Here is a 13,541-nt window from a genome sequence, read left to right on the forward strand (position 1 = left end):
AACCGGTTGACCGTGGCATAATCCTTCACCATTTTTTCCCAGGAGGGGCAAGACATGACCAACCGCGACACGCCATTGCACCTTTATGGAATCAAGGCTTGTGACACCATGAAGAAAGCCCGTACCTGGCTGGAAGACAAAGGCCTGGGTTACGACTTTCACGACTACAAGACCCAAGGCATCGACCGTGCGAGCCTGACCCGCTGGTGCAACGAGCACGGCTGGGAAACAGTGCTCAATCGTGCCGGCACCACTTTCCGCAAGCTCGAAGACGCCCAGAAGGCCGATCTCGACCAGGCCAGGGCCATCGAACTGATGCTGGCCCAACCGTCGATGATCAAGCGCCCGGTGCTCGACCTCGGCGAGCGGACCCTGGTCGGCTTCAAGCCGGACCTGTACGCAGCCGCCCTTCAATAACGCGGCGTCACGCTTTCATTCAAATTCGCAAGAGGTAACTGCATGTCCACTACCCTGTTCAGTCTGGCCTTCGGTGTCGGCACCCAGAACCGCCAAGGCGCCTGGCTGGAAGTTTTCTACGCACAACCGCTGATCAACCCGAGCGCCGAGCTGGTCGCGGCCGTCACTCCGGTACTGGGTTATGAAGGTGGCAACCAGGCCATCGCCTTCAGCAATGCCCAAGCCGCGCAGCTGGCTGATGCCCTCAAGGGTGTCGACGCCGCCCAGGCCGCCCTGCTGACCCGCCTGGCCGAAAGCAACAAGCCACTGGTCGCTACCCTGCTGGCCGAAGACGCCGCCCTGAGCTCCACGCCGGAAGCCTACCTGAAGCTGCACCTGCTCTCGCATCGCCTGGTCAAGCCGCACGGCTTGAGCCTGGCCGGCATCTTCCCGCTGCTGCCAAACGTGGCCTGGACCAGCCAGGGCGCAGTCGACCTGGCCGAACTGGCCGAGCAGCAACTGGAAGCACGCCTGAAGGGCGAGCTGCTGGAAGTGTTCTCGGTGGACAAGTTCCCGAAAATGACCGACTACGTCGTACCTGCCGGCGTGCGTATCGCCGACAGCGCCCGCGTGCGCCTGGGTGCCTACATCGGCGAAGGCACCACCATCATGCACGAAGGCTTCGTCAACTTTAACGCGGGCACCGAAGGCCCCGGCATGATCGAAGGCCGTGTCTCGGCTGGTGTATTCGTCGGCAAGGGCTCGGACCTGGGCGGCGGTTGCTCGACCATGGGCACCCTGTCCGGTGGCGGCAACATCGTCATCAAGGTAGGCGAAGGCTGCCTGATCGGCGCCAACGCCGGTATCGGCATTCCGCTGGGCGACCGCAACACCGTCGAAGCCGGCCTGTACATCACCGCTGGCACCAAGGTGAACCTGCTGGACGAGAACAACCAACTGGTCAAGGTCGTCAAGGCCCGCGACCTGGCCGGTCAGACCGATCTGCTGTTCCGTCGCAACTCGCTGAACGGCGCGGTGGAGTGCAAGACCCACAAGTCGGCGATCGAGCTGAACGAAGCGCTGCACGCCCACAACTAAGTGGTACCATCGGGTCTGGCCTAACGCCAGGCCCGATATTCAGGTCCGATTATCATGTTCCAGCCCTCCCCGTGGCGCGCTGATTTTCCAGCCATCGCCGCTCTGCAACGGCAGCACCAGACCTACCTGGACAACGCTGCTACCACGCAAAAACCGCAACTTCTGCTCGATGCCTTGAGCCATTATTACGGCCACGGCGCCGCCAATGTGCACCGTGCCCAACACCTTCCCGGCGCGCTGGCAACCCAGGCCTTCGAACGCAGCCGGGAAAAGGTCGCCAGTTGGTTGAATGCCACTGACACCCAACAGATCATCTTCACCCATGGCGCAACCTCGGCCTTGAACTTGCTGGCCTACGGCCTTGAAGGCATGTTCGAAGCCGGTGATGAAATCGCCATCAGCGCCCTGGAGCACCATGCCAACCTGCTGCCCTGGCAGCAACTGGCCCAGCGCCGCCAGCTCAAGCTGGTTATTCTGCCCCTGGACAACCGCGGCTTGATCGACCTTGAGATTGCCCTGCAGTTGATCGGCCCGCGTACCCGCCTGCTGGCGGTCAGCCAGTTGTCCAACGTGCTGGGGGCCTGGCAACCGCTGGCGCCGTTGCTGGCCCATGCAAGTGCCCAAGGAGCCCTGACCGTGGTTGACGGCGCCCAGGGCGTAGTGCATGGCCGCCAGGACATGCAACAACTGGGCTGCGACTTCTACGTATTCTCCAGCCACAAGCTGTACGGCCCGGACGGCGTGGGTGTGCTCTACGGCCGCAGCGAAGCGCTGGCGCGCCTGCGCCACTGGCAATTCGGCGGCGAGATGGTTCAGGTGGCCGACTACCACGGCGCCAGCTTCCGCCCGGCGCCGTTGGGGTTCGAAGCCGGCACCCCGCCAATCGCCAGCGTCATCGGCCTGGGTGCCAGCCTCAACTACCTGGCAGGGCTCGATCCGACCGCTGTCGCCGAACATGAAGCCAGCCTGCACCGCAGCCTGTTGCGCGGCCTGAATGATCGCGAAGGCATCCGATTGCTCGGCCAACCGCAACTGGCCCTGGCCAGTTTCGTGGTCGAAGGGGTGCACAATGCCGACCTCGCCCATATGCTGACTGAACAGGGGATCGCCGTGCGTGCCGGGCACCACTGCGCCATGCCGCTGCTGAAAAGCTTCGGGCTGGATGGGGCGATCCGGGTTTCCCTGGCCCTGTACAACGATTCCGACGACCTGCAACGCTTCTTCGAGGCGCTGGATCAAGCCCTGGAGCTGCTGCGATGAACCTGCCGGTTAACGCCCAGGAGGCGCTCAGCAGCTTCGAACAGGCCGCGGGCTGGGAGCAACGGGCACGCCTGTTGATGCAATGGGGTGAGCGCCTGGCGCCCCTGAGCGAGGCAGAAAAATCCGAAGCCAACCGCGTGCATGGCTGTGAAAGCCAGGTCTGGTTGGTGGCCGAACAGCAGGACGGTCAGTGGCGTTTCAAAGGCGCCAGCGATGCGCGGATCATTCGCGGCTTGCTGGCGCTGCTGCTGATTCGGGTCGAGGGCTTGTCCAGCACCGAGCTCCAGCAGCTTGATCTGCCCGGCTGGTTCAACCAGCTGGGCCTCGGCCGCCAGCTCTCGCCCTCACGCAGCAACGGCTTGAACGCCGTGCTGCAGCGCATGGCTCAACTGGCCGCTGGCACCTGAGCTTTGCGCTCGGATGGCCGACGGGCGCCACCTACCAGCTTTTCCACCGCCTTGCTGGCGGCGACCATACCGAAGGTCGCCGTCACCATCATCACCGCGCCAAAGCCACCCGAGCAATCGAGCTTGACGCCTTCGCCAACAAAGCTTTTCTGCAGGCAGACACTGCCGTCGCCTTTGGGATAGCGCAACTGTTCGGTGGAGAACACGCAAGGCACGCTGTAGTTACGGGTGACCGTGCGGGAAAAGCCGTAATCACGGCGCAAGGTCGAACGCACCCGCGAAGCCAGGGGGTCGTTGAAGGTTTTGTTCAGGTCGGCCACACGGATCTGCGTCGGGTCGATCTGTCCGCCGGCCCCCCCGGTGCTGATGATGGTGACCTTGTGCCGCTTGCACCAGCCGATCAGCGCGGCCTTGGCCATGACGCTGTCGATACAGTCGATCACACAGTCGATGTGCTCGCCGATGTATTCGGGCAGGGTGTCCTTGGTGACGAAATCCACCACCGCATGCACCTTGCACGCCGGGTTGATCGCGCGCAGGCGCTCGGCCATGACCTCAGCCTTGGCACGCCCGATATTCCCTTCCATGGCATGCAACTGGCGGTTGGTGTTGCTGACGCAGACGTCATCGAGGTCGAACAGCGAAATTTCGCCGACACCACTACGCGCCATGGCTTCAGCCGCCCACGTGCCGACACCGCCAATGCCGACGATCGCCACATGGGCCTCGCGCAGGCGTTGCAGGCCGCTGTCACCGTATAACCGGGCAACACCGGCAAAGCGTGGATCATCTGTACTCATGGCCATACCCCGAAAAAACCGGCGCGCATTATAGGCCTGTTGAGGCCCGCTGCCATCCTGCTTCGGACCAGTCACCCTGTACGAATTAGTAAAGTCGGTTGTAATCCTGCTTTAATGTGCCAGGCAATACCTAGTCCTGGACGACAACAGCACGGGCCTCAGAACTTCGACACCAGAAGACAATCTAACCCTTGCCGCCAGCCTGTTCCTACACAGCATAGGCGGACAAAGAGCAGGATCCGCGCCCTGTGGCGCTCGCCCGTTCCACCCTTCGGAACCCGAACTATCTATGTCATCGCGTAAATTTGGTATCAACCTGGTGATAGTCATGGCCATCGCCGCGCTATTCACCGGGTTCTGGGCGTTGATCAACCGCCCGGTTTCCGCCCCTGACTGGCCGGAGCAGATTTCCGGCTTCTCCTACTCGCCGTTCCGCCTCGGAGAAAGCCCGCAAAAGGGCCAGTACCCGACTGAGGACGAACTGCGCCAGGACCTCGAGCAACTGAGCAAGCTGACCGACAGTATTCGTATCTATACCGTCGAAGGTACCCAGGCGGATATTCCGCGCCTGGCCGAAGAGTTCGGCCTGCGGGTGACCCTCGGGGTGTGGATCAGTCCGGACCTTGAGCGTAACGAGCGGGAAATCCAGAAAGCCATCGAACTGGCCAACAGCTCGCGCAGTGTCGTGCGGGTCATGGTCGGCAACGAAGCGCTGTTCCGTAAAGAAATCACTCCCGAAGCACTGATACAGTACCTGGACCGGGTGCGCGCCGCAGTGAAAGTACCGGTAACCACCAGTGAACAGTGGCACATCTGGAAAGAACACCCGGAGCTGGCCAAACACGTCGACCTGGTAGCGGCGCATATCCTGCCGTACTGGGAATTCATCCCGATGAAGGATGCCGGCCAGTTCGTCCTCGACCGTGCCCGTGACCTGAAACAGCTGTTCCCGCGCAAACCGCTGCTGCTCTCCGAAGTCGGCTGGCCAAGCAATGGGCGCATGCGTGGCGGTGCCGACGCCACCCCGGCCGACCAGGCCATTTACCTGCGCACCCTGGTCAACAAGCTCAACCGCCAGGGCTACAACTACTTCGTCATCGAAGCCTATGACCAACCGTGGAAGGCCAGCGACGAAGGCTCGGTCGGCGCGTACTGGGGCGTGTTCAACGCCGCCCGCCAGCAAAAATTCAACTTTGAAGGCCCAGTAGTGGCCATTCCGCAGTGGCGCGTGCTGGCGGTGGGTTCGGTGGTATTGGCAATGCTCTCGCTGACCTTGCTGCTGATCGATGGCTCGGCCCTGCGTCAGCGCGGCCGCACCTTCCTGACCTTTATCGCCTTCCTCTGCGGTTCGGTGCTGGTGTGGATCGGCTACGACTACAGCCAGCAGTACAGCACCTGGTTCAGCCTGACGGTGGGCTTTTTGCTCGCACTTGGCGCGCTCGGGGTGTTTATCGTACTGCTGACCGAGGCCCATGAACTGGCCGAGGCAGTGTGGATTCACAAACGCCGCCGCGAGTTCCTGCCGGTGCAGGCCGACAGCGCCTACCGACCGAAAGTCTCGGTGCATGTGCCGTGCTACAACGAGCCACCGGAGATGGTCAAACAGACCCTCAATGCCCTGGCTGCGCTGGATTATCCGGACTACGAAGTGTTGATCATCGACAACAACACCAAGGATCCGGCGGTCTGGGAGCCGATCAAGGCGCATTGCGAGATGCTCGGCGAGCGCTTCAAGTTCTTCCACGTCTCCCCGCTGGCCGGTTTCAAGGGTGGCGCGCTGAACTACCTGATCCCGCACACCGCCAAGGATGCCGAAGTGATCGCGGTGATCGACTCGGACTACTGCGTGGACCGCAACTGGCTCAAGCACATGGTCCCGCACTTCAGCGACCCGAAAATCGCCGTGGTGCAATCACCGCAGGACTATCGCGACCAGAACGAAAGCACCTTCAAGAAGCTGTGCTACAGCGAATACAAGGGCTTCTTCCACATCGGCATGGTCACCCGCAACGACCGTGACGCGATCATCCAGCACGGCACCATGACCATGACCCGGCGTTCGGTGCTCGAAGAACTGGGTTGGGCTGACTGGTGTATCTGCGAAGACGCCGAACTCGGCCTGCGGGTATTCGAGAAAGGCTACTCGGCGGCGTACTCCCACGAGAGCTACGGTAAGGGTCTGATGCCCGATACCTTCATCGACTTCAAGAAGCAGCGCTTCCGCTGGGCCTATGGCGCCATCCAGATCATCAAGCGCCATGCCGCCAGCCTGTTGCGCGGCAAAGACTCGGAGCTCACCCGCGGCCAGCGTTATCACTTCCTGGCGGGCTGGCTGCCTTGGATTGCCGATGGCATGAATATCTTCTTCACCGTTGGCGCCTTGCTCTGGTCGGCGGCGATGATCATCGTGCCGCAACGGGTCGATCCGCCGCTGCTGATCTTCGCCATTCCGCCATTGGCGCTGTTCGTGTTCAAGGTTGGCAAGATTGTCTTCCTCTACCGCCGCGCGGTCGGGGTCAACATGAAGGACGCCTTCGCCGCCGCGCTGGCCGGTCTTGCCCTTTCGCACACCATCGCCAAAGCAGTGCTGTACGGTTTCTTCACCAGCAGCATTCCGTTCTTCCGCACGCCGAAGAACGCCGACAGCCATGGTTTGCTGGTGGCGCTTTCCGAAGCCCGGGAAGAGCTGTTCATCATGTTGCTGCTGTGGGGGGCTGCGGCCGGTATCTACCTGGTCCAGGGTCTGCCGAGCAATGACATGCGCTTCTGGGTAACCATGCTGCTGGTGCAGTCGCTGCCGTACCTGGCGGCGCTGATCATGGCGATGCTGTCGTCGCTGCCCAAGCCTGTGGATGCTGCCCAGCCGGCGCAGGCGTCCTGACCTACCCCCCGGTGGGAGCGGGCTTGCCCCGCGATGCGATCTGCCAGACACATCGCATCGCGGGGCAAGCCCGCTCCCACCGGGTGGCGCTCCTACCGGCCACCCTCCCCTGATCGATTTGCTATAAGATAACGCCCCTCGAATTCGTGCCCTGCCTTGCCCCCGGAGTTCCTTCAATGACGGCCCCAGCCGACCTTTCGCCTACCCTAGAACTGGCCTGCGACCTGATCCGTCGCCCCTCGGTGACCCCGGTCGATGCCGACTGCCAGAAACAGATGATGCAACGCTTGGGCGATGCCGGTTTCATGCTGGAGCCGATGCGTATCGAAGACGTCGACAACTTCTGGGCCACCCATGGCACCCAGGACGGTCCGGTGCTGTGCTTTGCCGGTCATACCGACGTGGTCCCCACCGGCCCCGTGCAGGCCTGGCAGAACGATCCGTTCGATGCCCTGATCGATGCCGAGGGCATGCTCTGTGGCCGTGGTGCCGCCGACATGAAAGGCAGCCTGGCGGCCATGGTTGTGGCCACCGAGCGCTTCGTCGCCGATTACCCGAACCATCGCGGCAAGGTCGCCTTCCTGATCACCAGTGACGAAGAAGGCCCGGCCCACCACGGCACCAAGGCGGTCATCGAACGCCTGGCCGCGCGCAAAGAGCGCCTGGACTGGTGCATCGTCGGCGAACCGTCAAGCACCAGCCTGGTTGGCGATGTGGTCAAGAACGGCCGTCGCGGTTCCCTCGGCGCCAAGCTGACAGTGCGCGGCGTGCAGGGCCATGTGGCCTACCCGCACCTGGCCAAGAACCCGATCCACCTGGCCGCCCCGGCGCTGGCAGAACTGGCAGCCGAGCACTGGGACGAAGGCAACGCCTTTTTCCCGCCGACCAGCTTCCAGATTTCCAACCTCAACTCCGGCACCGGCGCTACCAACGTGGTGCCGGGTGAACTGACGGCGCTGTTCAACTTCCGCTTCTCCACCGAGTCCACGGTCGAAGGCCTGCAGGCCCGCGTCGCGGCGATCCTCGACAAACACCAGCTGGATTGGCACGTCGACTGGGCACTGTCCGGCCTGCCGTTCCTGACCGAGCCGGGTGACCTGCTCGACGCGGTGTCGGCCAGCATCAAGGCGGTCACCGGTCGCGAAACCAAGGCCTCGACCAGCGGCGGCACCTCCGATGGACGCTTCATTGCCACCCTCGGCACCCAGGTGGTCGAACTGGGTCCGGTCAACGCCACCATTCACCAGGTCAACGAGCGGATCCTGGCCAGTGACCTCGACGTGCTGACCGAAATCTACTACCAGACCCTGACCCGGTTGCTCGCCTGATGCTCACCTGCCCTATCTGCAGTGCAGCACTGAGCACCCTCGACAACGGTGTGGCCTGCCCGGCCGGGCACCGTTTCGACCGGGCCCGCCAGGGTTACCTGAACCTGTTGCCGGTGCAGCACAAGAACAGCCGCGACCCGGGCGATAACCAGGCCATGGTCGAAGCCCGCCGCGACTTTCTCAATGCCGGGCACTATGCCCCGGTGGCCCGTCGCCTGGCTGAACTGGCCGCCGAGCGTGCCCCGGCGCGCTGGCTGGATATCGGTTGCGGTGAGGGTTACTACACCGCGCAGATCGCCGAGGCGCTGCCCGAGGCCGACGGTTATGCCCTGGATATCTCCCGCGAAGCGGTCAAGCGCGCCTGCAAACGCAACCCGGCACTGACCTGGCTGGTGGCGAGCATGGCGCGCGTGCCGCTGGCCGATGCCAGCTGTCAGTTTCTGGCCAGCGTGTTCAGCCCTCTCGACTGGCAGGAGGCCCTGCGCCTGCTCGCCCCGGGTGGCGGTCTGATGCGCGTCGGCCCGACCAACGAGCACCTGATCGAGCTGCGCCACAAGCTCTATGATGAAGTGCGCGACTACGCCGACGACAAGCACCTGGCGCTGGTCCCGGCCGGCATGCAGCACGCCCATAGCGAAACCCTGAAATTCCGCCTGAGCCTTGTCGATGGCAAGTCCCGCGCCGACCTGCTGGCCATGACTCCTCATGGCTGGCGCGCCAGCGCGGAAAAACGAGCCCGCGTCATCGAGCAGGCCGAGCCTTTCGAGGTCACGGTATCGATGCGTTACGATTACTTCGTGCGCCAAGACTGAGCACACCCGGAGCCCCCCATGCGCCAACCCGATATCGAGATTTACCTCAAAGACGCTGACGTCGACCACAAACAGATCGCTGCCTGGCTCAGCGAGGCACTCGGCCCTTGCAGCGACTGGCAGCAGAAAGGTCAGACCTACAAGTGCAAGGCCGGTAACATTCCGGTTACCTGGTTACCGAAGGCTGTAGGCAAATGGAACAGTCTCTACCTGGAAAGCGACCAGACGCCGTGGGCAGACGACATCGCCTGCGCGCGCGCCGCCTTCGCTGCACTGAACGTCGAAGTACGTTGTGCACCGGGTAGCTGGGTCGAGGAAGAAGGTGAAGAGGATGCCGATCGCTGGATCCGCATCAGCGCCGACGGTGAAGAGGAAATCACCTGGCGTACCAGCTGAAGCCGGCTCTACGAAAAGGCCCGTCCCGGTCGTCCGGCGACGGGCCTTTTCGCTTTTGGGCCCAGGCTCAAGGCCCGTGGCCCGGCGCTTACAGGCCGATTACGTCTTCTGCCTGGAGGCCTTTCTGGCCTTGCGTCAGACTGTATTCGACCTGCTGCCCCTCGATCAGGGTGCGATGCCCCTCACCGCGAATGGCGCGGTAGTGAACGAACACATCGGCACCCCCTTCACGCTGGATGAAGCCATAACCTTTGGCGTCATTGAACCACTTTACACTTCCAGTCTCACGAGACGACATCTGAACTACTCCGGGTTTTTATTTTGGAATCGCCTTGCAAGCGGGGGATCACCTTCCCCCGCCGACGCAGCTTGAGGATTACTCCTGCAAGCTGCGGACCGAGTATATGTCAGGCTTGAAATATTTTTTATGACTGCCCGAGATTTTGCTGAACATGCGCAGATACGTCACACTAACCGGCTGAGCAATTACTCGAAAAACTCACCCAGAGCACACACTGTATGACCCGTTCCCCCCTGCGCCGCCTGATCTTTGGCGCCCTGCGTCGCCTGTTGTACCTGTGGGTTCGCTCCGAGACCATCAACCAGTCGTCCTTTACCCTGAACCTGGATCGCAGCCGACCGGTGTTCTATGCCCTGCAGTCGCCGTCGTTGACCGATCTGGCGGTACTCGACCGCGAATGCAGCAAAGCCGGGCTTCCGCGTCCGGTGCTACCGGTGGCGGTGGGCACCCTGCAAGAGCCAGCTGCGTTCTTCTACCTGACCCCCGAGCCGGACTGGCTTGGCCGCCAGGACAAGCGCGGTGCCCCGCCGACCCTGTCGCGGCTGGTCAATGCGATCAGCCAGCATGCCGAGGAAGACGCGCAGATCATTCCGGTCAGCGTGTTCTGGGGCCAGTCGCCGGCCAGTGAGTCCAGCCCGTGGAAACTGCTGTTTGCCGACAGCTGGGCGGTGACCGGACGTTTGCGCCGGCTGCTGACCGTGCTGATCCTGGGACGCAAGACCCGTGTGCAGTTCTCTGCGCCGATTCACCTGCGTGAACTGGTCCAGCACAACAAGGGCCACGAACGTACCGTACGCATGGCCCAGCGCATGCTGCGCGTGCACTTTCGCAACCTCAAGACCGCGGTCATCGGCCCGGACATCTCGCACCGGCGCAACCTGGTCAAGGGCCTGGTCCATGACCCGCTGGTGCGCCAGGCCATCGCCGACGAGGCCGAGCGCGAGAACATCCCCCTGGCCAAAGCTGAAGCCCAGGCCCTGCGCTATGGCAACGAGATTGCCTCGGACTACACCTATACCGCCATCCGCTTCCTCGAAGTGGTGCTCAGCTGGTTCTGGAACAAGATCTATGACGGCATCAAGGTCAACCATATCGAGCAGGTGCAGGGCATCGCCCCCGGTCACGAAGTCATCTACGTGCCCTGCCACCGCAGCCATATCGACTACCTATTGCTCTCCTACCTGCTGTTTCGCAACGGCCTGACCCCGCCGCACATCGCCGCCGGGATCAACCTCAACATGCCGGTGATCGGCGGCCTGTTGCGCCGCGGCGGGGCATTTTTCATGCGCCGCACCTTCAAGGGCAACCCGCTGTACACCGCGGTGTTCAACGAGTACCTGCACACCCTGTTCACCAAAGGCTTCCCGGTCGAGTACTTCGTCGAAGGCGGCCGCTCGCGCACCGGGCGCATGCTACAACCGAAAACCGGCATGCTGGCCATCACCCTGCGCAGCTACTTGCGCTCATCGCGTACACCGATCGTCTTCGTACCGGTGTACATCGGCTACGAACGTGTACTCGAAGGCCGCACCTACTTGGGTGAGCTGCGTGGCGCGAGCAAGAAGAAAGAGTCGATCTTCGACATCTTCAAAGTCATCGGCGCGCTCAAACAGCGCTTCGGCCAGGTGGCGGTGAACTTCGGCGAACCGATCCGCCTCGGCGCCTTCCTCGACCAGCAGCAGCCCGGCTGGCGCGAACAGACTCACGCCCCGCAGTTCCGTCCGGCCTGGCTCAACGAGACCACTTCGCGCCTGGGTGAAAAGGTCGCGCGCCACCTCAATGAAGCGGCGGCGATCAACCCGGTCAATCTGGTAGCCCTGGCCCTGCTGTCCACCAGCCGCCTGGCCCTGGACGAGCGCGCCCTGGCGCGGGTTCTGGACCTGTACCTGGCATTGCTGCGCACGGTGCCCTACTCGCCGCACACCACCTTGCCGGAAGGTGACGGCCTGGCGCTGATCAGCCACGTCAAAGGCATGGGCCTGCTGGCCGAACAGAGCGATGCACTGGGCAGGATTCTGTACCTGGACGAACAGAATGCGGTGCTGATGACCTACTACCGCAATAACGTTCTGCACATCTTCGCCCTGCCGGCGCTGCTGGCAAGCTTCTTCCAGAGCAGCTCGCGCATGAGCCGCGATTTGATCCTGCAGTACACCCGGGCGCTGTACCCGTACCTGCAGTCGGAGCTGTTCATCCGCTGGGAGCTGGAAGAGCTGGACGCGGTCATCGACCAGTGGCTGGAAGCCTTTGTCGAGCAGGGCCTGCTGCGCTACGAGAATGGCGTGTACCTGCGTCCGGCCCCGAGCTCGCGCCAGTTCGTGCTGCTGACCCTGCTGGCCCGCGCCATCACCCAGACCCTGCAGCGTTTCTACATGGCCACGGCGTTGCTGCTCAACAGCGGCCAGCACACGCTAAGCGCCGAAGAACTGGAAGACCTGTGCGTGATCATGGCCCAGCGCCTGTCGATCCTGCATGGCCTTAACGCCCCAGAGTTCTTCGACAAAACCCTGTTCCGCCACTTTATCCAGACCCAGATCGAGCAAGGCGTACTGCGCCCGGATGCCAATGGCAAGCTCGGTTACCATGAAAAACTCAGCGAACTGGCCGAAGGGGCGGCCAAGCGAGTGCTGTCGGCGGAGGTACGTTTGTCGATCCGCCAGGTGGCCTTGCACCGCAGTGAAGACACCACCGAATCCCCGGTTTAAAGGAGTTACTGATGAAAAAACTGTCCCTGATCCTGCTTGGCAGCCTGCTCGCCGCCTGCAGCAGCAACCCACCAACGCCCAAAGCCAGCCTCGATGGCGAAGTTTTCTACCTGCAGCGTATCGCCCTGCCACCTGCCGCCACCCTGAGCGTCAGCCTGCAGGACGTTTCGCTCATGGATGCCCCGGCAGTGACCCTGGCCAGCCAGAACGGTCCGGTCAAGGGCAACGTCCCGCTGCCCTTCCACCTGACCTACGACCCGGCCCAGGTCAAGCCTGGCCACCGTTACGCGATCAGCGCGCGGATCGAGCTGGACGGCAAGCTGCTGTTCATCAACACCGAACACCATGGCGTCACACTTGATGGCAACGACCAGCAGTCGTTGCGCATCAAGGTCGATGCTGTTCGCTGATAGCCCGCTCTGACAACTGATAAGGATGCTGCCATGTTCCGCCCTGCTCTCACCTTCACCGGCCTGTGCGCCGGCCTGCTGCTGTCAGCCAGCGCACTGGCGCTGTCGCTCAGCGACCTGTCGCAGAAAGACGCCTCTGGCGGGCTGAAAGATGCCCTGACCCAAGGCGCCCAGGTTGCCGTGAAGCAACTGGGTACGCCCGGCGGCTTCAGCAGTAACCCGGATGTACGCATCGAACTGCCGGGCAACCTCGGCAAAGTAGCGAAGAAAATGAAGCAGTTCGGCATGGGTGCCCAGGTCGATCAGCTGGAGGCCAGCATGAACCAGGCCGCCGAGGCTGCCGTGCCACAGGCTCAGGCGCTGCTGGTCGATGCCGTGAAGAAAATGACCGTCGATGATGCCAAGGGCATTCTCGCCGGTGGCAACGACTCGGCCACCCAGTACCTGAGCAAGACCAGCCGCGAGCAGATCCGCGCCAAGTTCCTGCCGATCGTCAAGAAGGCCACCGACCAGGTCGGTCTGGCCCAGCAATACAACAGTTTCGCCGGACAAGCGGCGACCTTGGGTGTGCTGGATGCCAAGAACGCCAATGTCGAAGGCTACGTGACCGAGCAGGCGCTCAACGGCTTGTTCGAAATGATCGCCAAGCAGGAAGAAGGCATTCGCCAGAATCCGGCTGCGGCGGCGACCGGGCTGGCCAAGAAGGTGTTTGGCGCGCTGTAAGCTATCGCGGGGCAAGCCCGCTCC

Annotated in this window: 13 protein-coding genes; 11 read left to right on the top strand and 2 right to left on the bottom strand. The window is 62.7% G+C overall.

Annotated features, from left to right (window positions below):
* Positions 1-54: 54 nt before the first annotated feature.
* The 4 genes from ACVI9W_RS06785 to ACVI9W_RS06800 are packed head-to-tail and all read left to right on the top strand — an operon-like array spanning position 55 to position 3,161.
* A complete protein-coding gene (locus tag ACVI9W_RS06785) occupies positions 55-417 on the top strand; it encodes an ArsC family reductase (protein WP_191832239.1) in 363 nt (120 codons plus the stop codon).
* Positions 418-459: 42 nt separating this feature from the next.
* Positions 460-1,494 (top strand): 2,3,4,5-tetrahydropyridine-2,6-dicarboxylate N-succinyltransferase, encoded by a 1,035-nt coding sequence (gene dapD, locus ACVI9W_RS06790; protein WP_442109276.1) that lies wholly within the window; start codon positions 460-462, stop codon positions 1,492-1,494.
* Between the two features lie 54 nt (positions 1,495-1,548).
* Positions 1,549-2,754, top strand: coding sequence for an aminotransferase class V-fold PLP-dependent enzyme (locus tag ACVI9W_RS06795; protein ID WP_461529558.1), 1,206 nt, complete (start codon positions 1,549-1,551; stop codon positions 2,752-2,754).
* A complete protein-coding gene (locus ACVI9W_RS06800) occupies positions 2,751-3,161 on the top strand; it encodes a SufE family protein (protein WP_461529559.1) in 411 nt (136 codons plus the stop codon). The genes ACVI9W_RS06795 and ACVI9W_RS06800 overlap by 4 nt, the downstream gene beginning before the upstream one ends.
* Here ACVI9W_RS06800 and tcdA read toward each other — a convergent pair.
* On the bottom strand, positions 3,140-3,961 hold the full coding sequence (gene tcdA, locus ACVI9W_RS06805) for a tRNA cyclic N6-threonylcarbamoyladenosine(37) synthase TcdA (protein WP_461529560.1): 822 nt from the start codon (positions 3,959-3,961) through the stop codon (positions 3,140-3,142). The two genes, ACVI9W_RS06800 and tcdA, sit on opposite strands and share 22 nt — an antisense overlap.
* Before the next feature lie 289 nt (positions 3,962-4,250).
* Here tcdA and ACVI9W_RS06810 point away from each other — a divergent pair, with 289 nt between their 5' ends.
* The 4 genes from ACVI9W_RS06810 (at position 4,251) to ACVI9W_RS06825 (ending at position 9,378) form a co-directional block, all read left to right on the top strand.
* Positions 4,251-6,842 carry a glycosyltransferase gene (locus ACVI9W_RS06810; protein WP_038614034.1) on the top strand — a complete coding sequence of 864 codons (2,592 nt, stop codon included), beginning with the start codon at positions 4,251-4,253 and terminating at the stop codon, positions 6,840-6,842.
* Positions 6,843-7,018: 176 nt separating this feature from the next.
* On the top strand, positions 7,019-8,170 hold the full coding sequence (gene dapE / locus ACVI9W_RS06815; RefSeq protein ID WP_422421553.1) for a succinyl-diaminopimelate desuccinylase: 1,152 nt from the start codon (positions 7,019-7,021) through the stop codon (positions 8,168-8,170).
* A complete protein-coding gene (locus tag ACVI9W_RS06820; protein ID WP_461529561.1) occupies positions 8,170-8,982 on the top strand; it encodes a putative RNA methyltransferase in 813 nt (270 codons plus the stop codon). Before dapE ends, ACVI9W_RS06820 begins: the two co-directional genes overlap by 1 nt.
* 18 nt (positions 8,983-9,000) lie before the next feature.
* On the top strand, positions 9,001-9,378 hold the full coding sequence (locus ACVI9W_RS06825; RefSeq protein ID WP_038614041.1) for a hypothetical protein: 378 nt from the start codon (positions 9,001-9,003) through the stop codon (positions 9,376-9,378).
* 88 nt (positions 9,379-9,466) lie between these two features.
* Here the strand turns inward: ACVI9W_RS06825 and ACVI9W_RS06830 are convergent, their stop codons facing one another.
* Entirely contained in the window at positions 9,467-9,676 is a 210-nt protein-coding gene (locus ACVI9W_RS06830) for a cold-shock protein (RefSeq protein WP_028942973.1), read from the bottom strand.
* 221 nt (positions 9,677-9,897) lie between these two features.
* Between ACVI9W_RS06830 and plsB the strand changes: the two genes are divergently transcribed.
* The 3 genes from plsB to ACVI9W_RS06845 are packed head-to-tail and all read left to right on the top strand — an operon-like array spanning position 9,898 to position 13,517.
* On the top strand, positions 9,898-12,384 hold the full coding sequence (plsB, locus tag ACVI9W_RS06835) for a glycerol-3-phosphate 1-O-acyltransferase PlsB (protein WP_342623075.1): 2,487 nt from the start codon (positions 9,898-9,900) through the stop codon (positions 12,382-12,384).
* 11 nt (positions 12,385-12,395) lie between these two features.
* Positions 12,396-12,794, top strand: a complete 399-nt coding sequence (locus ACVI9W_RS06840) for a YbaY family lipoprotein (protein ID WP_461529562.1) — start codon at positions 12,396-12,398, stop codon at positions 12,792-12,794.
* 33 nt (positions 12,795-12,827) lie between these two features.
* Entirely contained in the window at positions 12,828-13,517 is a 690-nt protein-coding gene (locus ACVI9W_RS06845; protein ID WP_038614048.1) for a DUF4197 domain-containing protein, read from the top strand.
* Positions 13,518-13,541: the final 24 nt, after the last annotated feature.

The organism is Pseudomonas sp. 210_17 TE3656 (assembly GCF_054821965.1).

Coding starts and splice junctions, on each gene's coding strand:
- ACVI9W_RS06785 (WP_191832239.1), top strand. CDS start 55: ATGACCAACCGCGACACGCCATTGCACCTTTATGGAATCAAGGCTTGT.
- ACVI9W_RS06820 (WP_461529561.1), top strand. CDS start 8,170: ATGCTCACCTGCCCTATCTGCAGTGCAGCACTGAGCACCCTCGACAAC.
- ACVI9W_RS06840 (WP_461529562.1), top strand. CDS start 12,396: ATGAAAAAACTGTCCCTGATCCTGCTTGGCAGCCTGCTCGCCGCCTGC.
- ACVI9W_RS06825 (WP_038614041.1), top strand. CDS start 9,001: ATGCGCCAACCCGATATCGAGATTTACCTCAAAGACGCTGACGTCGAC.
- ACVI9W_RS06810 (WP_038614034.1), top strand. CDS start 4,251: ATGTCATCGCGTAAATTTGGTATCAACCTGGTGATAGTCATGGCCATC.
- ACVI9W_RS06800 (WP_461529559.1), top strand. CDS start 2,751: ATGAACCTGCCGGTTAACGCCCAGGAGGCGCTCAGCAGCTTCGAACAG.
- dapD (WP_442109276.1), top strand. CDS start 460: ATGTCCACTACCCTGTTCAGTCTGGCCTTCGGTGTCGGCACCCAGAAC.
- ACVI9W_RS06845 (WP_038614048.1), top strand. CDS start 12,828: ATGTTCCGCCCTGCTCTCACCTTCACCGGCCTGTGCGCCGGCCTGCTG.
- dapE (WP_422421553.1), top strand. CDS start 7,019: ATGACGGCCCCAGCCGACCTTTCGCCTACCCTAGAACTGGCCTGCGAC.
- plsB (WP_342623075.1), top strand. CDS start 9,898: ATGACCCGTTCCCCCCTGCGCCGCCTGATCTTTGGCGCCCTGCGTCGC.
- ACVI9W_RS06830 (WP_028942973.1), bottom strand. CDS start 9,676: ATGTCGTCTCGTGAGACTGGAAGTGTAAAGTGGTTCAATGACGCCAAA.
- tcdA (WP_461529560.1), bottom strand. CDS start 3,961: ATGAGTACAGATGATCCACGCTTTGCCGGTGTTGCCCGGTTATACGGT.
- ACVI9W_RS06795 (WP_461529558.1), top strand. CDS start 1,549: ATGTTCCAGCCCTCCCCGTGGCGCGCTGATTTTCCAGCCATCGCCGCT.